The sequence below is a fragment of the Planococcus notacanthi genome, assembly GCF_030407825.1.
Classification (GTDB): Bacteria; Bacillota; Bacilli; order Bacillales_A; family Planococcaceae; genus Planococcus; species Planococcus notacanthi.
In genome coordinates this window covers 1,048,379-1,071,254 of the sequence record NZ_JASDCQ010000001.1, presented here as the reverse complement: position 1 = coordinate 1,071,254, position 22,876 = coordinate 1,048,379, and the positions used below count along the sequence as shown (strand labels likewise).

Genomic DNA, 22,876 nt, shown 5'->3' with positions numbered 1-22,876 from the left:
GGGGTTATCGTTTTCAGAAGGATTTATCTTATTCAACTGAACGATCTGCTGATTCCGCTTCAGCAGGAGTATAGGTACGTGTCAAAAAGTCGATGAAGTTCTGGACCGCAGGATATAAAACTTCCGTTTCTTTGTAAATCAGCCAAGTTGGCCGGTTAAGTGGCTGTTCGTTTCCATCTTTCAAAACTACCTTGTGGAGGTCCGTCATATCCGTCACAGCCAGCTCGGGTACAATGGCGTATCCCAACCCTCTGGAGACGAGCTTCGTGCACGTTTCGATATTATCAATTTCCATATTAATAGCCGGAGGTTGTGAATAATTGCTGTACCACCAGCTATCCATGATTTGCTGGAGTTTGGGATCGGTCTTGAAAACGATGCGTGGTTCTTGGGGCAGGCCTGTTAAATCAATAGGATCTTTTGAAATGATGCACAAACTTTCCCGATTCAACAAAACTTTATTGTTCTGCCAGTAGATATCGCCTCGCACAATTCCAAGTGCAATATTGTCTTGCTCGATTTCCTTCAGCACTTCATAGCTCCAGCCGGTAAAAACCTTGAACTGGATGTTGCTGTATTTCTCAGAAAACTCCTTTAACACATCAGGCAGGATGAAGCGGGCATAATTACTGGAAACGCCTAAGCGAATCATTCCAGCAGATTCTTCAGTAGTATTCAGCAAATGATCTTTTGTCTGTTGGAGCTTTACAAGCATTTCTTTTGCGTACTTTACAATGTATTCGCCTTGAGGAGTGAACTTGATGCCCTTTTTGTCGCGCCATATGAGTCGAACACCGACTTCTTCTTCCAATTGATTTAATCGATAAGTAATGGCGGGTTGAGAGGTGAACAGTTTATTCGCCGCTTTAGTGATATTTTTCTCTTCATATACCGTTGTAATGATTAGCCAGTCTTTTTCATCCATATTTATCCCCCCTACAGAAAGTATACTCTAATTAAAGAAATCAAATTCTAAAATTGAATCTCTCTGAGAGTTTCGCTTTCAGCCCAGTTGTAACTAAGCATTAAAAAAATTAATTTTTGAATTACCTAAACTGCCGAGAAGGAATTTTTAACATCGTCTTTATGGTAAACCGGCATAATTTTTAACATAAGCAGTAAGCAATGGCGCATAATATATAATAAGAAACAGATGCAATTTCTTCTTAAATTTCTTTTAAAAAGAAAGGAATTTTCCTTGAAGATGATTTCAGAAAGATATCGGTTCTCATAACGAGGATATCTCGTTATTTGAAACATAAAAACCGTAATTAAAAGGAGAAATCGATGTTACTCAATTACTTGAAAGGATCCTCTGCATCCGTGCTTTCTTCTATCGCTGTCATGTTCTTATTTATAATTTTGTTCGGTTCGGACTTCAGCTTAAGCGACGCATTATATGGATTTTATTCATATCTCTATATAGCCACATTTTTTGGCTATATCGGAGGGGTAGTTGCAATCGGCGTCGTTAGCTACTTCTCAGACAAAGGCGTTTTCAACAAGCGCCAGCTCGCTGTTTTTGCCATTGTCGGCCTCTTGATTGGGTTGGGCCTTGAATGGTTAACCGACTTTGGTGCATCGCCGTTCTTCTTGATAGGCGGCGTCGTGGGATCCCTTGCATTTTTAGCAGTACAAAACATACAAAGCAAACTGATCGGGTGGAGCATCGTAATCCTGCATTTCGTGTTTTTCTTTATTTATCCTCTTGTTGACACGCACCTTTGATTATTAAGAATTGGAATAGAAATGTGGCTTTGTCTGGTGTTTGGCTGGTAAATGCCGAATCGGGAATTCTATTGGACTTCAAATTAGACGAAAGAAGATGAGAATCTGTGAAATATTCATTTCAAGTCATGACAAAACAACAGGCACAACAAATTGCCGATCTCTGGTATTCTTAAAAGCAGGTCTATTCGTTCAGGCATCTGCGGTTAAGAAAATACATAAATCTAAAAGCCCGGTTAACTTAAACGATAAGTTAGCCGGGCATAGAAAAGTATTATTGATAAAGAATACAGGCTCATATCATTTCTTCATTTCCGATTTTCTTGTCATTTCCTTCTTTTATTGCCCCGAACCACTAAAACATCACAAGGGCTGCTGCTGACAATATGTTGCGATACGCTTCCCATCAGATAATGTTCAAATGCATTCAAGCCTTGGGCACCGCATACAATTAAGTCTGCATCTAAACGGTTCGCATAATCACGCGAAATGACTTTTTTGGGAGAACCCGGCGTGATATAGACATTCACTTCCGGAATGCCAGCTGCTTCAGCTTCTTTTTTGTATTTACTAAGAAGTTCTTTTCCATCCTCGAAGACTTCATCATCAATATCCGGAACGTGTTTCGTCATCGTAGTGTAGGCCCGGGTATCTACAACATGAAGCAGATGGAGAACGGCATTATGCCGTTTAGCTAACTCAATCGATTTTTTAAATGCCAGTTCAGCTTCATGTGAACCGTCTACAGCTGCCAAAATATTGTTGTATTCCAGTGTCATACTTACGCCTCCTCGTTTTTTCATTCGCTCCTATAGTTAATTCTTCACTTCTTTAATAAAACCTTTTAAAACTGAAAATTCAATTAATTTAAATGGTTAAACAGTTAGAAATATGATTTTTAAATGGTGCTGAAGATTTCAGCTATACACTAAAAAAATCTTACAACCCAAGAAAAACAGGGGCTGTAAGATTTTAGTATTTTTTGAGGGATTAGGCAGTCGGCATGCCCCCCGTGATGCTGTAGATCTGACCCGTTACATAGCTGGATTCGGGAGAAGCCAGGAATACATAAACGGATGATAATTCCACAGGTTGCCCTGCACGTCCAAGAGGAGTTTCAGGTGTACCTTTTCCGAATTCCGGAATGTTTTCCTGCGGCTGGCCGCCGGAAATTTGAAGAGCAGTCCAAATTGGTCCCGGAGCAATGGAATTGACACGAATGCCTTTTTCCGCCAATTGTTTCGATAAGGATTTGGTGAAACCGATAATTGCGAATTTCGTCGCTGCATAATCGACCAGCATCGGGCTCGGATCGAATCCTTCTACTGAGCTGGTTGTGATGATAGAAGCTCCTGCAGGAAGGTGCGGAAGCGCTGCTTTTACAGTCCAGAACATTGAATAGACGTTGATCTGGAATGTTTTCTCAAGTTGTTCAGTAGGCAAATCCAAAATGTCCTCGACCGCTTGCTGCTTTCCGGCAACCAGTGCCAGGATGTCCAATCCGCCAAGTTCGGCGTTTGCCTGCTCGACTAGTTTCTGGCAGAAAGCCTCATTGCTCAGATCTCCTGGAATCAAGACGGCTTTACGACCCTCGGCTTCAATCAGCTTTTTGACTTCTTCTGCATCAGGCTGTTCCACCGGCAAGTAGTTGATCGCAACGTCCGCTCCTTCACGGGCATAAGCGATTGCAGCTGCGCGGCCGATACCAGAATCGCCACCGGTTACAAGCGCTTTCCGCCCAGCTAATTTGCCGGAACCGACATAACTTGTTTCACCGCAATCCGGCAGTGGATCCATTTGATTTTGAAGGCCTGGCGGCTCTTGAAATTGTTTTGGGAAATCATCTGTTGTGTATTGTGTTCTAGGGTTCGGCAAGTTTGTCATCTAACTCTCTCCTTAGTGGTTGATAATGGATAGTTTCTTTCTTTATCTACCACTTAAAAATAAGGCGAAACATAGATCGCTAAATGTAAGCGTTTTTAAATATAAAAAGGCTAAAACCGGCAATGGCGACTGTTCATGATGCTTTCGCATCGGACTTTTCATTGCTTTTTTATATCAGAAGATAAAGGAAGAATGGTGGTTCTACAAAAAAGAAAAAGAAGACCGATGATTGAAAACAGGATAAACGCAAAAGGATAGGAAATGCCTTCGACCAACATGCCTGCAGCTATAGAACCAGCGGACTGGCCAATTCCCAATGAGAAAAATGAAATACTGACGCCCGTCGAAGGCGAATCAGGAAATTGTCGGGTACCCCAGACGATAAAGAGGCCATTCATAAAAATAAACGATACGCCAAAAAGCAGAGCCGATACATGGATAGCTGCAGAATGTGATAGAGTTAAACCGAAAATAGCGGCTGATACCATCAGCACACCTAATTGGTAGGAGCGGTGCAGTCCAATTGAGTGGATGATGGTTCCGGCTATGCCTCCAATAATGCCCGCACCTCCCATAATGGTCCAAAATCCTACACTTTCACTTACTGATAAGTCGTGAATAGCGGTAATATAACTTCTTGAGAAGGTCCAATAAATTGCTGAGCTGAAACCGACCCCGAAGGAAGCCAGTATCAGAAAGCGCGCCTTAACCAATGGCTTAAATTTGAATTTAATTTGCTTGAACATTCGAACTCTCTGATTTTCTTCTTTGATTGAATAACTGTTCCACCAACAAATTATTAAAGCAATGATTGCGAATAAGACATAACTCCATCTCCACTGTTCCCCAAATGCCAAAGCTACAGGACCGGTCAATAAAATACCGAAACTCGTCCCCGTATTAATCCAGGTGTTTCCCTTATCCTGCAAGTCAGAACTCATCGATTGTGCTACCACTTGGCTAAAAGCCGGCGATACCCATCCGCTTCCTAAATCGTTCGGCAATGTCCACTCGTTTTTTATGCAATTAAATGTATCTTTATTTAAATTATAGCATAAAATTCCAAATGATTCAGATTCGTTAGTCCGAGTTAGATATGGCTCTTGCATTTTTTTGAAAAAGGTGTAGAATTCCTAAATAGATATCAGATGTCCATAATGGATATCTGAAGTAGATGAAAAAGAGGTGTTGGATATGCAATTGACAAAAGGGGTAGAGCAAGCATTTTGCATTATTGTTTTGCTGGCCACACAGGAAAGCAGCGCGCCGCTTGCTTCCGATGAAATCAGCAAAAGACTGGGCGTGTCGCCTTCGTATATGAAAAAAATCATCCGAAAATTGGTTGTCCAGGGAATTGCGGTTTCGGTCTCTGGAAATAATGGGGGCGTTTCACTTGCGAAGCCTGCAACTGATATTACCTTGCTGGATGTCATCGAAGCGATGGAAGGGCCGATTCAAATGTATCCGGATACTGGGTTGATCGGCTTGGCATTTCATGACGGAAAATATGCGAAAAAAGGACAGGAACTTCTGCGTAATGTGTTTGCGCAAGGAGATCGTTTGCTCATTGAGTACTTTTCTAATTTGACTGCAGCGGATTTGCTGAAAGAAGGACTTGGAACGGCAAACTTGCCGACTTTAAACTGGAACCGTGAAACTTTAAGTGACGTAATCGGTAAAGAACAGGATGATGACAAGTGAACATGCTTAGATTGGAATGGAAAAAATTGTTTTCCAAACCGCTGTTATTGGGAACAATGATTGTTATGATGTTTATCCCAATTATTTATGGAGGGTTTTTCCTTGGATCGTCCTGGGATCCTTACGGTAAAACTGATCGTTTGCCGGTGGCTGTTGTGAATGAAGACACAGCTGCAGATTACGATGGCACTACTTTCGCTGTCGGGGACGAATTGGTCGGTAACTTAAAAGAAAATGAAACACTGGACTGGCATTTTACAGATGCCAAAGAAGCTGAACGCGGCATGAATGACGGAAAATATTTTATGGTGTTGACCATTCCGAAGGATTTTTCAACAAATGCGGCGTCCATTATGGATGATCAGCCGAAAGCCATGAATTTGCAGTATGAAACCAATCCTGGCCGAGGCTTTTTCATTGAAGCTGTCAGCAAGCAGGCGACCATGGCCATTAAAGAAGAAATCGCAGAAAATGTAACAAAAGAATACGTAAAAGCAGTATTTGCGCAAATTGAAACACTTGGTGAAGGAGTAGGGCAGGCAGCTGAAGGTGCCGAACAGCTCAATGAAGGAACTGTTGAGCTCCAGGATGGCAATAAGGAACTGACTGCAGGGCTAATGGAATTGTCAGAAGGCAGTTTGACGTTCAAGGAAGGGGCCGAGCAGTTGGAAATTGGTGTTGGTCAATTTTCAGCGGGAACAACTGCACTGCGCAAAGGGGCAGACCAGTTGAACAAAGGAATTTTTGAGTACACTGAAGGCGTTGGAAGACTTCAAAGCGGAGTAGCTGGACTGGTTGAAGGCACAGCCGAGTTGAACAGTAATGGTTCTGCATTGGTTCAAGGGTCCGTGAAGTTGGCAGATGGCCTAGGTTCGCTGGTTCCTGGAGCTCAGCAGCTGAATGATGGATTGTCGGAAACTCAGCGCGGTAGTGAAGAGCTGGACAATGGCCTGCACGAATTGCAGTCACAAACCAGTCAACTGGCAGACAGCTCTTCAGGCATGCAGCAATTGGTTTCGGGTCAAGCCGCGCTCAATGATGGACTTGCAGAATTAGCTGCAGGAGGTTCGGCATTGAAGAATGGGTTAAACGAATTGAATGATGAACTGCCAGCGGCTGATCAAATCGCCAGCTTGCAGCAAGGGCTCGCCGGTATTCAAGAAAGCCTTAGCCAATTGAACAGTGCAGTTTCTGCAGGGAACGCTCAAGATGCATCCGGACTGCAAGCAAAATTAGCTGCAGCTCAACAAAGTTTAGAGGAACTGCCGCCAGTTTCTTCCGTCTCAGCTGTGGAGTCGCTGCAGGCGTCTCCCGCTTTTGGCAGCTTAACAGAAGAGCAGCAGGCAGAGCTGAAAGCTGCTGTCAATGACAGTTTGGAAGAACAGTCAGCGGTGCAGCAAGCTACACTTGAAACACTCAAGACTAGCCTTGGCGCGGTGTCATCCGGTTTAAACGATCAATTGATCCCGGCTTTTCAATCACTCGGTTCATTGCCGGGACAAATCGCCGAATTGAACAATGCGGTCGAGCGTGTCAATCCACAAGCGGTGCAGGCACTCGGTGGTTATGCAGCTGTCCAGGATGCGCTGAGCAGCCGATTGATTCCGGGCGCTGCTGCTCTTGCTGCAGGTGCAGATGAAGCCAAGCAAGGTAGTGGGGAATTATTGGCTGGTATAGAGACAACCACACAAAAATTGCCGCAATTGGCAGAGGCAGTTGATCGTTTGGCACAAGGCAGTTCTTCGTTGACTAAAGGCGTATCGTCTCTTGCTGATGGTTCAGCTGGATTGGTCGAAGGGGCAAGTGCCTTACAGCAAGGATCGCAGGAGCTGAAAAGTGGAACTGCTGCTTATGCAGAAGGGGTTGCCGAAGCAGCAGAAGGAGCGGGGCAACTTCAGCAAGGTACCGAGCAGCTAGCTGTAAATTCCGAAAAATTGACTTCCGGTTCCAGCGAATTGGCAGAGGGTGCCAATCGTTTGGATCAAGGGCTTCCGGCGCTTTCCGGAGGAGCGGGTGAACTTGCCGGCGGTGCACTTGAGCTGCGCAATGGGGCAGGACGGTTACAAGATGGTTCAGGTGAGCTGGGAGCAGGCATAGGTAAACTATCAGAGGGATCATCTGAACTCGCTGCAAGCTTGGGCGAGGGAGCAGAAGACATCAATGGCACCCAGTTGAAGGATGCGAACTTTAAACTGCTGGCTGCTCCGGCAATAGCCACTGAGAGCCAGCGCAGTGAAGTGCCAAACTATGGCCATGCGTTAGCCCCGTACATCTTATCGCTTGGCCTCTTCGTAGGTGCTTTATCGTTCAATCTGGTATTTCCGATCAATGCGCCGGCAGGGCGTCCGACTTCCGGAACAGCTTGGTGGCTCAGCAAGTTTTCGATTGGCTTTGTCCAGGCGACTGCTGCTGCATTGATTGTCGATGCCATCATGTTGTTCGGTTTCCACCTTCAAGTGGAACATATCGGAGAGTTCATCGCAGTTTCTGTGATCACCTCACTTACTTATATGTTCCTGATCATGTTCTTGGCAATCACATTCGGTAATCCAGGCCGCTTTATGGCCATGATCTTGCTCGTCGTTCAATTGGGTGCGAGCGGTGGCATGTTCCCGGTAGAACTGACCAATGGATTTTTCCAGAAAGTCCATGACTTTGTTCCAATGAGCTATGCGCTTCTTGGTTTCCGGGAAGCTATGTCTTCCGCATATGGAAATGAAACGTTTATGATGAGCATATGGGTGCTCGGTGGGTTTATTCTGGTCTTCAACGTGCTGCTATGGCTTGTTCTAAGCATCAGAAGCCGCAAAGCATTTAGGTTGGCAGAAGAAAATTAATTGATGAACCTCTTTTGATCGTCCGCAAAAATGGATGTTCGAGAGAGGTTTTTTTGTGCAGACAAAAATCTTGGATAAGAACAAACACCAATCAATTTAAAGGAAAAGAATAGTCAATCACTTTGTTTTTTATTGGTTTTATTTGGTATATTAAGAATAGAATCAACATCTTCCGGGAGCTCCGACGGCAAGGTTATAGAATGGAACCGGGAACATTGCCAACGGTTCTTCCGGAAGTTGTGCGGTTGACCAACAGGGTTAAGTCGTGGAAGTGGGAATCTGACGTATGGAGTCATTTTTAAATGGTAATTACTGTTTAAAATGGGGAGGCAGGGAATATGGAATTGATTTTTATTCGTCATGGCCAAGGAACACATACGAGTAATTTGCCGAACAGTCTTGGAATGAGAAATCCTTCGCTAACCAGCAAAGGCATGGACCAGGCGAAAAAATTAAGGTCTGCACTGCCTTTGACTGCTGAGGATGTTGTGGTTGTCAGCCCTACTCTGAGAACGCTCCAGACTGCTTCTGTGTGGAGCAGAAATGTGGATTGTATTAAAGTTGTCCACCCGTTGGCGGCGCCCCGGATATTTCCTGCCCACGCGGATGCTGTGACATCTCGCTGTGATGAGCTGCTCGATACACAAACGATGCAAGAAGAATTTCCTGCCTTTCATTTTGCTCAAAATCAGGATTCTTCGTTGTGGAAAACAGGTATCAATATACTGCCAGAATATGAATTCAGCTGCTTGGCCGAAGACTTTTTTGGTTTTTGCCGAAGTTTTCAACGAAAGAGAATCTACATTATTACACATGATGGGACCATCACTTCTTACCGGCAACTCATATCAGGGCGATTGCTTACAAGACAAGATTTTCTGAATGAAACGGAATTTTTCAGGTTGGTTATTAACTAATTGGCGATCATATCGAGAAACAAACCTTGTAAGTAAAACCTCTAAATAAGAAGAGGAATGGATAATGTGGCAAGAAGGAATGCTTTAAACGGCAAGGGGAAGTTTTAAAATTTTTGAAAGAGTCCATGTGTGCCACTGGTAGTTACCCATATTCCAACAGCCAAACTGACTGTATTCGAAGAGAGTAATCATAATCCGTTTTCCGAAGAGGAAAATAAATTCAGGGAATTCGTTAAGAATACAATTTAGTTGGAAAACGAAAAGAGAGGAATTAAATTTGATGAATAACAGATGATTTAGGTACCTTATAGAAACGGAAGTGAGCCCATATGAAGCGATTGTTCGGAGTGCTGGTCATTCTCCTGCTGGTGGTATCGGCCTGCGGAAACTATGAGGGGACAGTGACAGAAAAGTAAGAGACTAGTTTCATTATCGAAGTACCTTCAACTGGTGAAGGAAAAACCGCAGCATATGAAATGCATCTGAATGATGGTGCCGTTTTTAAAGGAGCCATAAGTTCCTACAAAGAATTGGAAGTGGGCGATCAAGTCCGCGTCATTCCGTTTGATGTACCGAAAGATTTTTCGGGCATTCTTCCTTCAGATGTCATTGTGGAATGAATTTTTAGGGTGCTGTGAAAAAATGATTTGATCGATGCTGATGAACTCAACAAGATGATGCAAATCATTTATTTCAATTTCTGAAACTATCGGTTCCATTATTTCGTAAAAGAAGTAGGGACGACAGGGAGTTGATAAAATGAACCCATATCCGAAGGCGACGCCTAAACCAGGACCTGAAAATCCAAAGGTATTCTCCGTGCGAAAAGTTCTAAATTGGTACGGTGTGTTTCTTATTTCAGGACTGCTGCTTTCGATCTTTACGCATGAAATTGCAGACACAAACGGATTTCTGCTTTTTATTTTGATCATTGGTGTTCTTTATTTTATGATGCTGAATCTGTATTTTATAAGCGATTTTGGAAGAACTATGGTAGTTGGCATGATGGGAGCTATTGCTTTGTTTAGCCTCTTCATGGTGTTTTATCTTTAGTTTTATCTAACTGTAAATTGAGGAGAACTGACATGAGAGAAAAAAAGTTCGGGGGATTAAACAGAAGACGGAAAACATGGTCAAACGGATTAAAGAAAACACAGCGGTATTTCCAACGGATTTCTATAATGGATACTGGCATATGCATTTGCCGGTTCACCAAGGTTTTATCAACTCCGATCAAACATCTCGGAAAGTTAAACAACTTTGTATGCAAACACTTATAGAACGGGTGGCATACCTTAAAGATCTAAAGCCTTATGACCAAGTGGAATACCGTGTTGTAGCTTCAATTGATTTTCCGAGTTTGTGGAATTCACAAATCATTGTTTTTAAAGGGAACGAACATTTCCAAGATTTCTTTATCCGTGAAGATGAGGACCAGAAATGGATTCCGCTTCCGGAGACTCGAAATGTTCGGGCAGAATGGAATTTGGACGTTCCTGAAGACTTATCCATTTCCGGTTTCAAGGAAATAATCGATGATGAAGAAGGCTATTATGAAAATGAAATTTGGTTTATCGGTGATAGTAAATAAACGAAATTTAAATGAAAGAAGGAGAAAAACGATGCCAACGCATGGTTTTTCTCCTTCTTTCATTCTGCTCTCAGTTAAGCTGCCTGGTTTTTAATTGTAAATCCGATAATGATCGTGGTCTGATGTTTTCGCCTCGTAAAGAGCCATATCTGCGTATTTAACCAATGATTTTTCATTATCAGCGTTGTCGGGGTATAACGAAATGCCGATTTCGGCTCCAATTTTAATTTCACAACCGTTAAAGAGCAGGGGAGATTCGAGTGATTTCAGTATTCGCTTTGCTGTTTGTTCGGCCACTTCGACTGAATCAAGTCCCGGTAAAACAATCCCCATTTCGTCACCGCCCAAACGGGCAACCGTGTCGCTAGATCGGATGCTGGACTCTAGCCGCATCGCCATTTCCCTGATGACTGCATCTCCTGCATCGTGTCCGAACTGGTCATTGATTTGTTTAAACTTGCGGCCATCCAACATAAGTACAGCTACTTTTTTTCCGGTGGCGTCGGCTTGGAAAATAGCTTTCTTTAATTTGTCATCAAAAGTCCGGCGGTTGGGGATACCGGTTAAATGATCATAAAATGCCATCTTCTCTACTTTGTCCTGTAGCTTCTTGCGTTCTGTGATGTCCCTTGCAATCGTGAAGAATTGCTTTAATTCCCCATTCGACAAGACTGGGGTGGGGGATATCTCCATCCAGACATAATGTCCCTTCCGATGCATACACCTCACTTCTACTGTGGTAGATTCTCCTCTATCAATGAGGGATGCGACACTTTCAATTAAATTACAAGTATCCTCCGGATGAACGTTCGTAGTAAAAGGGCTTCCGATAAAGATTTGATCCGAGTATCCCAACACTTTTTCGCTGGCGGGCGATACGTATTCCACTTTTCCGGAAAGGTCGATCAATGTAATGATGTCAAAAGTGCTTTCTGTAATCAGCCGGTATTTTTCCTGGCTTTTCTGTAGTTCCTGTTCTGCTTTTTTTAATTCGGTCACATTTTTATAGACGATTGTCGCGCCAATGACTTTTCTATCCGAATTTCGGACTGGGGAATAGGAAGAAATGATATTCAACGGTTTCCCGGTTTTGTCGATGCGCAGTGTATCATGAAACTTGACCGTTTCTCCGTCCAATATCCGTCCTATAATATGGTCTTGATCAGATCTCATATGAGATGGGATGATTGTTCCTTTTCCAGTTTTCATTTCGTCTTCAGTAAAGCCGAATGTTTCTTCAAAGGCCGGGTTTACTTTTAAGATATCTCCTTTTGTATCAATATAAAAGAGAGGATCGGTTGAGTTTTCCCAGAAAACTTCGAGTTCTTCTTTTGCCTTTGTCAGCGCCTTAGCAGCTAAATTTTTTTCAGTGATATCGGTGATGATGCCGTGGATTCCAAGCATTTGTCCATCTACGATCAGAGGGATATTCAGGACCTGCAAATCAATCAACCCGCCATTTTTCTTATGGAAAGCCATTTCATAACGTTCCGGCTGTTCGCTGTTAATCGCTTTGTAAAAATAGTCGCGTACTTTTTCTATTTCTTCAGGCATGACGATCGATAAAAATGAATTTGCCTTTAATTCCTCAAACGTATAACCGGTGATGTTTTCGGTACCCGCATTGATGCTTTCCAGGTTGCCGGTCCGGTCAAACGTGAAAATTCCATGCGGGTGATTGTCGAATAGCGATTTATACCGCTGTTCATTCTCGCGCAACAATCGCTCTGTTTTTTTCTGATCTGAAATTTCTTTGGCGATGGCATAAATTCCATTCACTTGATTTTCAATGATGATGGGAATGGTATTCACTTGAAAGACAGCCTTCTGCCGTTTTTTTGTATAGATCACCGTTTCAAATTCAACAGAAACTCCGGTCAAGGCTTTTTCAAAATGAGAGAGCGTGTCCTCTAAATAGCGATCGACGACCATTGAAACAACGGACTGGCCAATCAGCTCTTTTTCAGAGAACCCTGTAACTTCTGTGACTGTATGGTTGATGCTGATGAAATTTTTGTCTTGATCAAATTCAAATACCGCATTTCCGTTGTTTTCGACCAGTGAGTTCAATCGTTTTCTCTCGACATCGATTTCCCTTTTAGTCTTCAGCAGAGCTTCCTTTCTCTGTTCTCTTTCGGTGACGTCCCGCACGACAGTCATTATATACTGGCATTGATCAGGTTTGACTAGTACCGGACTCAACATTATTTCACCGATAAAAAACCCATTGTCTGTTTGAATCTTTTCAATAAATTCTCTCGGTTTTTGCGCAGCTGTTACTTCTTGGTGTTGTCGGATTATTGCTTGACTTTGCTCAGGAAGGAAAACTTCTTCAATCAGACAGCCGATAATTTTCTGTGGGGGCATGATAGCCAACGCTGCTGGATTAGCGTAAAGATAACGATAGGAATTTCCGTCTTTCGCCATCAGGAAAATGGGGTCTTGAATCAAATCAAAAAGAGCAGTGGAAGCTAAAATATCCTGTCCCAGCTCTTTTGACAAATATTTCATCATTATTGATCTCCTTCCAATCATAACTTTTCTTCTTTTATGTATGGATAGTTTATGCGCGGGGGTCTATTAGACTAGTTCTCCAAGATTCTTAAAAAGTAATTAATTCCCATGTAATTTAAGTTTACTAGATTAAGCAACAGCAAGATAGGGGTTTCTAAAACTTAATACAATAATTTAGAATATTTAGAAGGAGATTTATGGCAATAAAAAAACAGGTAGATCAGCTGCGATACTGTCTACCTGTTTGGTCACGTAACATTTTTTACTGGATTGTTTGTCAATAAATTCCGGAAAGAATCATCCCGATGGAAGCATAAATAATTACCGTTGAATAAATAACGACCATATGCACCAAGGAGAATAAAAACATTTTATCGGCCCATACTTTAATGCCGTATTTCTGGGATCCGAAAAGGCTTAAGCCCAGCCATAGAAGTCCCATGACTAGAGAAACCAAGGTCAAGCCGAGGCTTAAGGGCAAAAACAGCAGGCTTGAAATCACCAATAAAACTAAATAGATATTAGTTTGTAAATAAGTGCGCTTTGCACCTTTGGCGACGGGAAGCATCGGAATATTTGCTGCTGTATAATCCTCTTGCTTACGAATGGCAATTGCGTAAAAATGGGGCATTTGCCAGATCACCATAATCAGGAATAACGCCCAGCAGGCAGGATGCCAGATATCAGGTGCTACAGCGGCCCAGCCGATCAAAGGAGGCATAGCGCCTGAAATACTTCCCACTTCCGTGTTCCAGATTGTCCGGCGCTTTGTCCACATGGTATAAGGCACCACGTAGAAAAACACGCCGAGAAATCCGAGGAATGCGGTTAGTGGGGAAGCCACATACAATAAAGCCAAGCCGATAACCAATAACAGAATTGCAGCCCATAAGACTTTTTTGATCGCTATAGATCCTGTTACCGTCGGGCGGCTTTTGGTCCGGTTCATGACAGCATCGATGTCACGGTCGTAAAGATTATTGAACGAACCAGCTGCTGCAATAATAGCTGCTGTACCTATTAAGGCTAAAAGGATATTGCCGATATTCTCTGTAAAGCTTTCTTGGTACGTATACAACGCGAGCATCAATCCTGCGAGCATGGGAATCAAATTCGATTTGATAATTCCTGTTTTCACGACTTGTGCCCATAATGTTTTCTGAGATGGTGCAGTTAGTTCTATTTTCATTTTCAAACTCCTCTTATGTCCACGACTATTAATATACCTCAGCTGACAGGCAAATTTCCATTAAACCAGCATTTTTGCCAAATCATTTTTGAACATTTCAAGTCTATTGTGAAACATGTAAAAATATGCCACAGTTTAAACGTAAGATTTGAGTTGAAATTGCAATAAATTCAATCGCAAGGGATGGCTTTGCCTGCGGGACAGGAGAGGACTGGAGAGAAAGCATCGGATGTGCTTCACTTTATCACAAATCAAAAAGCCTCTTCCTTGTTGCAGGAAAGAGGCTTTGAGCCAATGAAAGGTTTGAAAAATGAAACGTCATTGATAGGTGCCTAACAGCAGGAAATGGAATCCTTAATTGACCTCTTCTTCAGGGTCCGGAATACGGACCACCAGTACATCGCAGGGGCTGCTGCGGACAATATGCTGCGAAACACTTCCAAGCATGAAACGTTCCAAGGCATTGATTCCGGATGCACCGCATATGATCAGGTCCGCTTCAACTTGTTTAGCAAAGTCTCGGGCAATAACCCTCTTAGGTGAACCTGAAGTGACGATGTTGTTTACATTTTCCACTCCGGCGTCCACGGCTTCGGCTTTGTATTTCTCCAGAAGTTCTCTGCCGTACTTAAAAGCCTGCTGTTCGGTATCAACGCCGTGGAGTCTGATGGGCGTATAGGTCCGGGGGTCAGCAACGTAAATCAAGTTCAAATTGGCATTGTTTCGTTTGGCGATGCCGATCGACTTTTTGAATGCGAGTCCTGCTTCGTCCGAGCCGTCAACTGCTACGAGAATCTCTTTGTAAGCTAAAGCCATTGTTTACCCTCCTGTCAATTTGTGTAGTATTAAGTACTTCTCCGTTGAACGGGAGAACTCCTGCAGTTAAACGGCATAAACAGATTAGTTAAAGAGACTTGGCAAGGGAGACAGTCAATATGTTTCGAAAGTCAAGAAATGGATGATACAGTTGAAAGAGAATTCCTGTTTATTTTGAAGTTGTTGTTGGAGTTTGGACTGGTACATAAGAAAAAGAGCTTTGGGTGTATCAATAATGACGGGAGGACATCATATGTTTGCGTTTGTGGAAAAATACGGAGCTTTTGCAATTGCGGCCGTGTGTTTGATTTCGGTCATTACGTCTTGGGGAAATAATGGAATATTGACTGGGATTTTGATAGCGGGGACAATTATTTGTCCATTTATTGGACTATCAAACTTAAAAGATGGCAAAGAACGTAATAGGTAATCAGCAAAGTTCGTCATCCGACCGACAATCCAGGAGGTGAGTAGCATGGGTAGAAAATTGAAGTACCTGCTGATTTTTATCGCTGGAATGATCGCTTATTTGGTGATTTCAACTTTATGGATATAGGGGAAAAGAAAAATAGATGAAACTTGCAGTTTACTCATTCGTATATTTAGTATCAACTATAAATTTAGGGAGCGGTTAACATGAGAGTCAAAACATTTGTTGGATGGAGCGAAAATAACTTAGATCAAAAAGTGAATGGATTTCTCGAAGATTCCACGTTGGAGATTGTGGATATAAAATTTGCAATTCATTTCTTTTTCTTCAGCGCAATGGTGCTCTACAAATCCACAGCTTATTCAAAAGACTTGTCTAACTAAAATCATGAACGTTTATTGAAGACAGAAAGTGTTCCATAAACTACAGCTATACAAAGTAAAACAAGTCCGAATGCATTCGTAATCAAATCGAAATCCAGTTCATTGACCGAACTTAAAGTTTCTCCATCATTTCCAATTGAAACCATTGTCCATCCATTATAGCTAAGCAGAAAATAGGATAGCGTCAAACCTAAAACCAAGCCTATAACAATTGAGAGCCAGCCTTTTTTCATCAATAATTCCTCCTGATCGAAAATTCATATTGTAGATTAAAATAATGTAAGGAGGCAGGGGATGCAGCAGTTTACTTATCGAGTCCACAAAACGTTTCAGCGGCCGAAAAAAATGACGCTAAGAGACGAATCGGGACAAGCGTTGTTCTTATTGCACCGAAAGCGCCATCCATTTATAGCAGGGATTTTCAATGCATTGCTGAGTTCCGGTTTGCCTTATACATATTTAATTACACAGTTGGATGGAAAACCCTTTTACAGCATCGAATGTTCGTTTCCAGGTTTCGGTTATCGTATTTTAGGCCATCAAACCCACAAATCTGTCCTGGTTGCAGAACATCGCATTCAATTGATAGAAATAGCTTATTCATTTAAATTGGACAACCGCAGCTATTATTTTGAGAAAGACTTTGCTGGGACGGGCCATTTGAAATGCAATGACACAGAAATTGCGGCTGTATCAATGTCCAACTTAATCGTCAACTCTGAGCTTGATGTGGTCCATGTCGAGGCGGTAAATCAGGATAAGGCGTCATTAGCTGCAGTGCTATTTCACACATTCTTTTATTACAACCCGTAGTGAAATCCAGAGTTGATAACGCAGAAAAAATACACTCTGTATCGGATACCCAACACAGAGTGTATTTTCATTAACAAATTAATATTCTTTTACGTCCGGCATGTTGGTTGGAGAATAAGTAGAGTTGCTTTTATTAGGCAACTTACGGTTTTTGATCATGTCAACTAAACCGATTGCCGTATTGCTGTATTGATTAACTTCTGCGATATTGCGTTTATCCCGATCCACTCGAGTCGTAATATCACCTGTAATCGATCGGACGGTTGCGTTCAAGTCAACAACCGAATTCAGGGTGCCTTTAGCGGCATCAACCAAAGTTCCGACTTTTTCGGATTTTACTTGCACATCTTCTTTTAATTCATTTGCAGTATGCGATAAGGTCGTCACTTCCAAATTAAGCTTGTCGACACGCTCTTTCAAGTTGTTTGCGGAACCTTTCATTTTTTTCACCGGTTCTTTGATTCCCGAAATCAGCATAACAACGCCGACGATTGCGATAATCAGGCCCAGCACGAAGATTCCAAGTGCTATGTACAGCCACATTGTTGAATCCATGGTGTATTCCTCCTCTAAATTTATTGATGTCTTGGATATGCTATACCCGTTATGTCCCATCGCTTAACCCATCAAAGGGTGGTTTTTGCCCGTATAGCAAAGGTTTTGGAAGGATGGGCATTGTCATTATCAAAAAACCCATGATTTTTTTCGAAAAGCTCCTAGTGGCCATTGTCTTTTCGTCATTTAAGCTTTCCCGATCTGCTCTTTTAAATACTTCTTAACAGCGACAATATCTTCTGAAACGGAAGCGGCACGCTCATCATCTTTTTTGAGTTTCTCCAGTGAACCGGCTAAAACATCTTCTGCCTTGGCCTGAGGGATCACAGTGACGCCATCGCAGTCTCCGACAATGATGTCACCGGGCTGAACCGGAACGCCCCCACAGGAAATTGCCGTATTGATCTCTCCTTGTCCGGCCTTGTTGCCGGCTGCAATTGTGGTGCCTTTACAGAAAATCGGGAAATCCAATGCCTTGCATGCCTCCAGATCCCGAACGGCACCATCTACGACAAAGCCGGCGATGCCCAAGGTCTTGGCCATGCCGATGACAAAATCACCTGCGACAGCACGTGACAAATCACCTTTTGCATCAATGACGATAATGTCCCCAGGTTCGGCTGCATCCAACGCTTTCATAACACTGTAATTGTCTCCGATAGGCATTTTGACGGTAAGGGCTCTTCCGCTGATTTTGTAGGTGTCCTTAAGCGGTTTAATGGATGGATCCAGATTGTTCATCCCTTTCATTGCATCAGAAATTGCGGTGGTCGGAATGGATTTGAATTGTTCACTGATCGCTTTATTCGGCATTTTGACAACACTCCTTTTGATTTCAGAAAAGAAATTGAAGAATAGCCATTCAAATCTGGATTACTTTCTCTTATTAGATAAAAGCATATCGTTAACTGAAGAATAAGTAAAATCGAATCTATTAGTGAATATCAATAAGTACTACTTGAATATTGAAAAATGAATCTGTCTATTCCTAAGCAAAATTCTTCACAAGGATAGGTATAGGCAATGCTTTATAAATAAGTTATTTTCAATTAAGTGTAAGGGGAATACCCGTTTGTTTAATTCCTTTATATCCAGGAAATGGGTATAATAAATGAATTAATTGTTGGATTAAGGGAGGGAAGATTATGCTATGGACGACAAAATTTGAGAACAGATTCGAAGCATTTTGGGATTGGTTCAAAGTTAGAGAAGAGACCTATTGGGACTTGCAGCTACCTGACAGAGATAAAGAGTTGGACAATTTGACGATAAGGCTTCAACGGGTCAATCCTCAAATAAGCTGCAAAATCTGCGGTGAACTTACAAACGGAAAGAGACAGTTGGTTCTAAGTGCAGAAGGAAAAGTGGAGGCTTTTGATGATGTACTGAATTTGGAAATGGCTGCCCCCGAACTACAGAAATTTGAAATTAATTCATGCTGTCAGTCTATTTCAGAAGGAGTGGAAGTGATTACTGATTTAAGCTTTCTTCCCCCGACATTGAAGCGTTTGAAATCTTTTGATGAGGTGCTGCATAGGGATGGAAAATCATTGGATGAGTATATGGGCTTGCATTGGATAGATGATACAAAGGCCTACCAGCAGACGCCGCTCGACGTGCTCCCTTTCATGGGGACAGGTGTAGATGGAATTCATATTGGCCTGTTGACGGATTTTGGTAAAGTCACCGATCTGGAACAGGCATTTATCGTCAGTATTTCACCAATGGATTTTGAAAATGAAGTGAAGTTGCTTGCCAGAAATGCAAAAGAATTTATTGATTATCTCTACAGTGATGAGGAATTATTGTTTTTATTTAATGGATCGATGCTTGAGTCGATTGATGATTACCAAATAATGAAGCAAAATGCAGAAAAGGACGCCTCAACGGAAACGGATTTTTACAGAGTACGAAAAGAAGTGGCAGCGAAATTGCAAGAAGTCATGGGCTGTGTGGATATAGCCAACGTCTACGAGTACATTCAGAAGACAGTAACTGCGTCAAGAAGTACGCAGGTCGTTCTGCCGACAATGGATGGCCTTGGTATAGCCGCTACAGAAAATATAGCGGATCATTCTCCCCTTTTTCCTTTAACAAGAAATGAAGACCCGGCTTTAGAAGAAATTATGACATTTTTTGTTTCTGCTCCAAAGGAAAGTAAATTGGCTTTGATCAGAGATGTACAATTCACTGGATTGGTTTTTGAAGATCCTGAACTAAAGGCATTTCTCATCGAAGAGTTGAAGGAAATGGGCTGCTGCAAAGAAGCTGAACGATTGGTTAGTTTAAATTGGTGAACCTGAAATATCAGTGTGGGACCCTTGCATAATAGAGAAAAGTCTAAAAAATATACTACTATTCAGCATCTATGTATGAATGGTTGCCGATTAGTTTCTATTTGTCCAAAAGATTTGATTTCTTTCGCTTAATATTCTTCTAACTTGCTACGGACATGGGCAGTCTCTGGTACATTATGTTTCTTATTTGGTGACGGTTGGTATAGTAGTTAAAACAACACGGATCCAGGAGGCGAACAGAATGAAGGTTGATGGGATCAAGCATTCCGAGTGGGCTGATACCAAATTCACTTTGCATTTGATTTCACAGATTCTGGGGAAAATAAAACTGGAAACTGCCCAACAGGAGCCGCAGTGGGCGCATGTCGGACTGTGCTTAACAACTGATGGATTTTCGACAGGGATGCTGTTTCAAAAGAATACAGCTTTTCAACTGGATGTAGACATCCGCAACAGCCAAATCCTTATCAATGTGGACGGCAACGTCCGATCCCTGGAATTGAAATCCTCCAAAGCCATAAAGGATTATTTTGAAGAAATAATGGAAGCGTTGAATTCAAATGGCATCCGCGTCACGATCAATCCTAAACCGCAGGAAATGGCCTATCAGAAAAACTTGAACGAAGACAGCACTCCCTTAACTTTTAATCGCCAGCAAGCGATGAGGGGGCTGCAACTATTCCATTTGGCACAGCGTGAACAACTGAAGTTTGTAGGCCCGCTCAGATGCCGGAAAGTGAAACCTCAACTGTTTTGGGGAACATTTGATGTGTCTTTGTTGATTGTCAAAAACAAAATGGACCCATTTCCGGAAAACAAAATCATCGAAAAAGCGGCTTTTGATGAACAGATGATCGAATATGGATTTTGGTTGGGAGATGATAAAGTCGATGTTCCGACTTTTTTTGTGCTGCCTTATCCATTCATCTATAAAGACTTAAATTTTGACGCCCTGAAACCCAAAGAGGCTTACTATGATCAATCAGTGAGTGAATACTTTCTCAGTTTAGAAAATGCCTTTAGTTCTGATGGTGCAGGTCAGCCAATACAGGATTTTTTTCATTCCAGTTTCGATATTTTGTCTCGGGAACTCCTGTGGGCAGACAGCGCCCATTATTTCATTCCCTTGAAGATGAACAAACAAAATGATGCCGATCGCACGGATAAGGGGTAACAAAGCTGATTAATACTGCTGAATTGGCTGTGCTATAAAAGTATGGCCTGTTTTTAGGATGATTACTATTAGAAAATTCGATAATTTTTCGTGTACAGGAATGGAGTTGGTTGATATACTAAATAATGGAATAAAAAAGGGGAGTTGGGTATGAAAATAATGGGGCAGGCTTTGTTGGGAGCGGCCATCTTCCACATTCTTTATTTTTTGGCGTCGCTTGCAGTCGGCTATGTGAAAACCGTCACCTATAGGCCTAATTTTTCGAGCGCGTGGGAAAATACAGGGGATCTGCAGAGTACCGTGTCTTTTGGGACTGCAAATTCTCCTGTTTTCTATATGGGAACGTTTTTGGCAACGGCTCTTGTCTGCGGACTGATGTTGATCGCTTATAAAAAACTTACTTCTTTGCCTTGCCGAATTGGAACGGAAGGCAAGCGCCAACCTAAAAGATAAATGCCGATAAGGAGGTCCGCTTGATGAAAAAGAAGCTGTTACTGACTATGCTGATCGTTTTATTGGCCGCATGCACTTCGGACGATTCGATCCTCAGCTTCAGTGAAGTCGAAACCGTGCCGGAAAATTTAAATCAGCTGATCAATCCACATGAACCCCTGCAGCTCATCTATGAAGGTGAACAAACAGCCTACGTAATTTATCAATCTGCAGGAGATCTTCTTACCGATATTGAAGAACAGGACGACACACTTAAAATTTTGATCAGTGAAGCGGACGGCAGCAGCATTCCTGCAAAGCAGCATGTCTACAAGCTGACTTTGGATGATCACCATGAAGTGATTGATGTCTTCATCAATGGAAAGTCAACAGCATTTGATCGCGTGTCGACTCTAGGTGAAGAAAATTAAAAAGAAAAAGCCCATTCCTATGCTGACTTTACAGGTCGTCACAGGAATGGGCTTTTGCATGTCAGAAATAACAATCTGTATTTCCGTTCTCTATTCATATAGATCTTTGTAGCGCTTCATAAATTTCCGGTCAATCCGTTGCTTCATTTTCCAAGGAATCTTGCCGTGCAACGGCCGTTTTCCGTATGTCAGAAAAGCTTCACCTTCACCGGTCGACAAGATGGAGACAAATCGCTTTTGCGGAACAAAGGGCAACAACACATTTTCGGAAAGTCTATTCTTTAGGTTTTTCCATAAAATCGGGCCTTGGCGGACCGCATAAACGCCATTTTTGGCGAGAACCGGATAGCGGTCGATGGCAACACAGTCCCCGGCTCCAAATAAATCAGGGTGTTGGATGCTTTGCAGCTTGTCGTTGACCAGCAAAAATCCGCCGGCATCTGTGGCTAAGCCGGAAAGGCTGAAGAGAGCTGCGCTTTTCGGACCCGTCAGCCACAATACGCCTGATTTGGGATAGATTCTGCCGTCACTCGCCGTAACGCTGATGCCGTCGATGGCTTGTACAGACACGCCTGTGATAAATGGCAAAGCTTTTTGTTTAGCGACATTTTCAATTTTTCTTGAAGCCGCTTTACCTTGGCTGTGGAGGAGGGAAGCTGAACTGAATAATGCTACATTGGCAGGGAGCTTATTATGCTTTCTCCAGGCCAGAATGGAAAATGCCAATTCCACTCCCGAAGCCCCTCCTCCAACGACTGCAGGATGCGCCGTGTTTCTAAGCTGAAGCAATTGCTCCGGAAATCGGTAATTCGGTTTGATTGAAGAAACAAAATCTGCCGCTGCCTGTGGAACATCGCTTTGCGAACCGATATCAAACGATGCCAGGTCATAGGGATAAACCGCTCCGTCTGCACCTGTAAGTTCTTTAGCCTGGGCATCGACAGCGATAATGGTATCTTCAATAAATAACGCACCGACGTGCTCGCTCAGTTTTTGAATATCGATGCGGATCTCTTCCTGGCTATAGATTCCTTCAGCATATCCTGAAAACATTCCGGAATAATATTGGTAGGGGGAAGGGGAAATCAGGATAACGCGGCAGGATTTCGGGAAATCCGTTGTCAGTTGTTCGAGACAGTGCAAATGTGCATGTCCGCCTCCGACCAGCACAAGATTCTTCATCC

The 22,876-nt window shown here is 42.6% G+C and carries 25 protein-coding genes; 14 read left to right on the top strand and 11 right to left on the bottom strand.

From position 1 onward, the window contains the following. Window positions 1-28 precede the first annotated feature (28 nt). Entirely contained in the window at window positions 29-925 is an 897-nt protein-coding gene (locus QMA01_RS05220) for a LysR family transcriptional regulator (RefSeq protein ID WP_191715754.1), read from the bottom strand. A 362-nt stretch (window positions 926-1,287) separates the two neighbouring features. On the opposite strand from QMA01_RS05220, the gene QMA01_RS05215 reads away from it, so the two are divergent. Beyond that, window positions 1,288-1,728, top strand: coding sequence for a hypothetical protein (locus tag QMA01_RS05215; protein ID WP_290214466.1), 441 nt, complete (start codon window positions 1,288-1,290; stop codon window positions 1,726-1,728). Between the two features lie 326 nt (window positions 1,729-2,054). On the opposite strand, the gene QMA01_RS05210 is transcribed toward QMA01_RS05215, so the two are convergent. The 3 genes from QMA01_RS05210 to QMA01_RS05200 all read right to left on the bottom strand — a co-directional run bounded on the left by QMA01_RS05210 (window position 2,055) and on the right by QMA01_RS05200 (window position 4,721). Next, a complete protein-coding gene (locus tag QMA01_RS05210) occupies window positions 2,055-2,507 on the bottom strand; it encodes a universal stress protein (RefSeq protein WP_203339915.1) in 453 nt (150 codons plus the stop codon). A 211-nt stretch (window positions 2,508-2,718) separates the two neighbouring features. After that, window positions 2,719-3,612, bottom strand: coding sequence for an SDR family oxidoreductase (locus QMA01_RS05205; protein WP_290214465.1), 894 nt, complete (start codon window positions 3,610-3,612; stop codon window positions 2,719-2,721). A gap of 158 nt (window positions 3,613-3,770) precedes the next feature. Next, window positions 3,771-4,721: an MFS transporter gene (locus QMA01_RS05200; protein ID WP_290184916.1), complete on the bottom strand. Its 951-nt coding sequence runs from the start codon at window positions 4,719-4,721 to the stop codon at window positions 3,771-3,773. Window positions 4,722-4,806: 85 nt separating this feature from the next. Here QMA01_RS05200 and QMA01_RS05195 point away from each other — a divergent pair, with 85 nt between their 5' ends. From QMA01_RS05195 to QMA01_RS05165, 6 genes are all read left to right on the top strand, one after another. Then, complete coding sequence (locus QMA01_RS05195) at window positions 4,807-5,313, top strand: RrF2 family transcriptional regulator (RefSeq protein WP_191715749.1); 507 nt, start codon at window positions 4,807-4,809, stop codon at window positions 5,311-5,313. 2 nt (window positions 5,314-5,315) lie between these two features. Then, complete coding sequence (locus QMA01_RS05190; protein WP_290214651.1) at window positions 5,316-8,150, top strand: YhgE/Pip domain-containing protein; 2,835 nt, start codon at window positions 5,316-5,318, stop codon at window positions 8,148-8,150. A 338-nt stretch (window positions 8,151-8,488) separates the two neighbouring features. After that, window positions 8,489-9,067: a histidine phosphatase family protein gene (locus QMA01_RS05185; protein ID WP_290184914.1), complete on the top strand. Its 579-nt coding sequence runs from the start codon at window positions 8,489-8,491 to the stop codon at window positions 9,065-9,067. A 476-nt stretch (window positions 9,068-9,543) separates the two neighbouring features. Next, a complete protein-coding gene (locus QMA01_RS05175) occupies window positions 9,544-9,687 on the top strand; it encodes a hypothetical protein (protein ID WP_290184913.1) in 144 nt (47 codons plus the stop codon). 139 nt (window positions 9,688-9,826) lie between these two features. After that, complete coding sequence (locus QMA01_RS05170; protein WP_290184911.1) at window positions 9,827-10,120, top strand: hypothetical protein; 294 nt, start codon at window positions 9,827-9,829, stop codon at window positions 10,118-10,120. Window positions 10,121-10,196: 76 nt separating this feature from the next. Then, complete coding sequence (locus QMA01_RS05165) at window positions 10,197-10,658, top strand: DUF3916 domain-containing protein (protein WP_290184909.1); 462 nt, start codon at window positions 10,197-10,199, stop codon at window positions 10,656-10,658. Window positions 10,659-10,748: 90 nt separating this feature from the next. Here the strand turns inward: QMA01_RS05165 and QMA01_RS05160 are convergent, their stop codons facing one another. The 3 genes from QMA01_RS05160 to QMA01_RS05150 all read right to left on the bottom strand — a co-directional run bounded on the left by QMA01_RS05160 (window position 10,749) and on the right by QMA01_RS05150 (window position 15,177). Further along, complete coding sequence (locus QMA01_RS05160) at window positions 10,749-13,172, bottom strand: PAS domain S-box protein (protein WP_290184908.1); 2,424 nt, start codon at window positions 13,170-13,172, stop codon at window positions 10,749-10,751. Between the two features lie 277 nt (window positions 13,173-13,449). Continuing rightward, complete coding sequence (gene cyoE, locus QMA01_RS05155; protein ID WP_290184906.1) at window positions 13,450-14,361, bottom strand: heme o synthase; 912 nt, start codon at window positions 14,359-14,361, stop codon at window positions 13,450-13,452. A gap of 354 nt (window positions 14,362-14,715) precedes the next feature. Then, window positions 14,716-15,177 carry a universal stress protein gene (locus QMA01_RS05150; protein WP_203339923.1) on the bottom strand — a complete coding sequence of 154 codons (462 nt, stop codon included), beginning with the start codon at window positions 15,175-15,177 and terminating at the stop codon, window positions 14,716-14,718. Between the two features lie 253 nt (window positions 15,178-15,430). Between QMA01_RS05150 and QMA01_RS05145 the strand changes: the two genes are divergently transcribed. Together QMA01_RS05145 and QMA01_RS05140 are read left to right on the top strand one after the other, a co-directional pair. Then, window positions 15,431-15,607 (top strand): hypothetical protein, encoded by a 177-nt coding sequence (locus tag QMA01_RS05145; RefSeq protein ID WP_290214464.1) that lies wholly within the window; start codon window positions 15,431-15,433, stop codon window positions 15,605-15,607. 206 nt (window positions 15,608-15,813) lie between these two features. Then, window positions 15,814-15,990, top strand: a complete 177-nt coding sequence (locus tag QMA01_RS05140; RefSeq protein WP_191715741.1) for a hypothetical protein — start codon at window positions 15,814-15,816, stop codon at window positions 15,988-15,990. Between the two features lie 2 nt (window positions 15,991-15,992). On the opposite strand, the gene QMA01_RS05135 is transcribed toward QMA01_RS05140, so the two are convergent. Continuing rightward, window positions 15,993-16,223: a hypothetical protein gene (locus QMA01_RS05135; RefSeq protein WP_290214463.1), complete on the bottom strand. Its 231-nt coding sequence runs from the start codon at window positions 16,221-16,223 to the stop codon at window positions 15,993-15,995. A gap of 61 nt (window positions 16,224-16,284) precedes the next feature. Between QMA01_RS05135 and QMA01_RS05130 the strand changes: the two genes are divergently transcribed. Continuing rightward, a complete protein-coding gene (locus QMA01_RS05130) occupies window positions 16,285-16,803 on the top strand; it encodes a tubby C-terminal domain-like protein (RefSeq protein ID WP_290214462.1) in 519 nt (172 codons plus the stop codon). Between the two features lie 78 nt (window positions 16,804-16,881). Here QMA01_RS05130 and QMA01_RS05125 read toward each other — a convergent pair whose 3' ends face one another. Together QMA01_RS05125 and QMA01_RS05120 are read right to left on the bottom strand one after the other, a co-directional pair. Then, window positions 16,882-17,358 (bottom strand): DUF948 domain-containing protein, encoded by a 477-nt coding sequence (locus QMA01_RS05125; RefSeq protein WP_290214461.1) that lies wholly within the window; start codon window positions 17,356-17,358, stop codon window positions 16,882-16,884. A 186-nt stretch (window positions 17,359-17,544) separates the two neighbouring features. After that, window positions 17,545-18,171: an RraA family protein gene (locus QMA01_RS05120; protein ID WP_290214460.1), complete on the bottom strand. Its 627-nt coding sequence runs from the start codon at window positions 18,169-18,171 to the stop codon at window positions 17,545-17,547. 332 nt (window positions 18,172-18,503) lie between these two features. Here QMA01_RS05120 and QMA01_RS05115 point away from each other — a divergent pair, with 332 nt between their 5' ends. From QMA01_RS05115 to QMA01_RS05100, 4 genes are all read left to right on the top strand, one after another. Beyond that, on the top strand, window positions 18,504-19,655 hold the full coding sequence (locus QMA01_RS05115) for a hypothetical protein (protein WP_290214459.1): 1,152 nt from the start codon (window positions 18,504-18,506) through the stop codon (window positions 19,653-19,655). Between the two features lie 241 nt (window positions 19,656-19,896). Beyond that, window positions 19,897-20,829: a DUF5996 family protein gene (locus QMA01_RS05110; protein ID WP_191715735.1), complete on the top strand. Its 933-nt coding sequence runs from the start codon at window positions 19,897-19,899 to the stop codon at window positions 20,827-20,829. Between the two features lie 150 nt (window positions 20,830-20,979). Continuing rightward, entirely contained in the window at window positions 20,980-21,282 is a 303-nt protein-coding gene (locus QMA01_RS05105; RefSeq protein ID WP_191715734.1) for a hypothetical protein, read from the top strand. A 23-nt stretch (window positions 21,283-21,305) separates the two neighbouring features. Next, entirely contained in the window at window positions 21,306-21,692 is a 387-nt protein-coding gene (locus tag QMA01_RS05100; protein WP_191715733.1) for a hypothetical protein, read from the top strand. Between the two features lie 90 nt (window positions 21,693-21,782). Here the strand turns inward: QMA01_RS05100 and QMA01_RS05095 are convergent, their stop codons facing one another. After that, window positions 21,783-22,874: an FAD-dependent oxidoreductase gene (locus tag QMA01_RS05095; protein WP_191715732.1), complete on the bottom strand. Its 1,092-nt coding sequence runs from the start codon at window positions 22,872-22,874 to the stop codon at window positions 21,783-21,785. Between the last annotated feature and the right edge of the window lie 2 nt (window positions 22,875-22,876).

What these genes read in the sequence shown, in the direction of transcription:
- QMA01_RS05220 (WP_191715754.1), bottom strand. Translation starts at nt 925, where the DNA reads ATGGATGAAAAAGACTGGCTAATCATTACAACGGTATATGAAGAGAAA.
- QMA01_RS05215 (WP_290214466.1), top strand. Translation starts at nt 1,288, where the DNA reads ATGTTACTCAATTACTTGAAAGGATCCTCTGCATCCGTGCTTTCTTCT.
- QMA01_RS05210 (WP_203339915.1), bottom strand. Translation starts at nt 2,507, where the DNA reads ATGACACTGGAATACAACAATATTTTGGCAGCTGTAGACGGTTCACAT.
- QMA01_RS05205 (WP_290214465.1), bottom strand. Translation starts at nt 3,612, where the DNA reads ATGACAAACTTGCCGAACCCTAGAACACAATACACAACAGATGATTTC.
- QMA01_RS05200 (WP_290184916.1), bottom strand. Translation starts at nt 4,721, where the DNA reads ATGCAAGAGCCATATCTAACTCGGACTAACGAATCTGAATCATTTGGA.
- QMA01_RS05195 (WP_191715749.1), top strand. Translation starts at nt 4,807, where the DNA reads ATGCAATTGACAAAAGGGGTAGAGCAAGCATTTTGCATTATTGTTTTG.
- QMA01_RS05190 (WP_290214651.1), top strand. Translation starts at nt 5,316, where the DNA reads ATGCTTAGATTGGAATGGAAAAAATTGTTTTCCAAACCGCTGTTATTG.
- QMA01_RS05185 (WP_290184914.1), top strand. Translation starts at nt 8,489, where the DNA reads ATGGAATTGATTTTTATTCGTCATGGCCAAGGAACACATACGAGTAAT.
- QMA01_RS05175 (WP_290184913.1), top strand. Translation starts at nt 9,544, where the DNA reads ATGCATCTGAATGATGGTGCCGTTTTTAAAGGAGCCATAAGTTCCTAC.
- QMA01_RS05170 (WP_290184911.1), top strand. Translation starts at nt 9,827, where the DNA reads ATGAACCCATATCCGAAGGCGACGCCTAAACCAGGACCTGAAAATCCA.
- QMA01_RS05165 (WP_290184909.1), top strand. Translation starts at nt 10,197, where the DNA reads ATGGTCAAACGGATTAAAGAAAACACAGCGGTATTTCCAACGGATTTC.
- QMA01_RS05160 (WP_290184908.1), bottom strand. Translation starts at nt 13,172, where the DNA reads ATGATGAAATATTTGTCAAAAGAGCTGGGACAGGATATTTTAGCTTCC.
- cyoE (WP_290184906.1), bottom strand. Translation starts at nt 14,361, where the DNA reads ATGAAAATAGAACTAACTGCACCATCTCAGAAAACATTATGGGCACAA.
- QMA01_RS05150 (WP_203339923.1), bottom strand. Translation starts at nt 15,177, where the DNA reads ATGGCTTTAGCTTACAAAGAGATTCTCGTAGCAGTTGACGGCTCGGAC.
- QMA01_RS05145 (WP_290214464.1), top strand. Translation starts at nt 15,431, where the DNA reads ATGTTTGCGTTTGTGGAAAAATACGGAGCTTTTGCAATTGCGGCCGTG.
- QMA01_RS05140 (WP_191715741.1), top strand. Translation starts at nt 15,814, where the DNA reads ATGAGAGTCAAAACATTTGTTGGATGGAGCGAAAATAACTTAGATCAA.
- QMA01_RS05135 (WP_290214463.1), bottom strand. Translation starts at nt 16,223, where the DNA reads ATGAAAAAAGGCTGGCTCTCAATTGTTATAGGCTTGGTTTTAGGTTTG.
- QMA01_RS05130 (WP_290214462.1), top strand. Translation starts at nt 16,285, where the DNA reads ATGCAGCAGTTTACTTATCGAGTCCACAAAACGTTTCAGCGGCCGAAA.
- QMA01_RS05125 (WP_290214461.1), bottom strand. Translation starts at nt 17,358, where the DNA reads ATGGATTCAACAATGTGGCTGTACATAGCACTTGGAATCTTCGTGCTG.
- QMA01_RS05120 (WP_290214460.1), bottom strand. Translation starts at nt 18,171, where the DNA reads ATGCCGAATAAAGCGATCAGTGAACAATTCAAATCCATTCCGACCACC.
- QMA01_RS05115 (WP_290214459.1), top strand. Translation starts at nt 18,504, where the DNA reads ATGCTATGGACGACAAAATTTGAGAACAGATTCGAAGCATTTTGGGAT.
- QMA01_RS05110 (WP_191715735.1), top strand. Translation starts at nt 19,897, where the DNA reads ATGAAGGTTGATGGGATCAAGCATTCCGAGTGGGCTGATACCAAATTC.
- QMA01_RS05105 (WP_191715734.1), top strand. Translation starts at nt 20,980, where the DNA reads ATGAAAATAATGGGGCAGGCTTTGTTGGGAGCGGCCATCTTCCACATT.
- QMA01_RS05100 (WP_191715733.1), top strand. Translation starts at nt 21,306, where the DNA reads ATGAAAAAGAAGCTGTTACTGACTATGCTGATCGTTTTATTGGCCGCA.
- QMA01_RS05095 (WP_191715732.1), bottom strand. Translation starts at nt 22,874, where the DNA reads ATGAAGAATCTTGTGCTGGTCGGAGGCGGACATGCACATTTGCACTGT.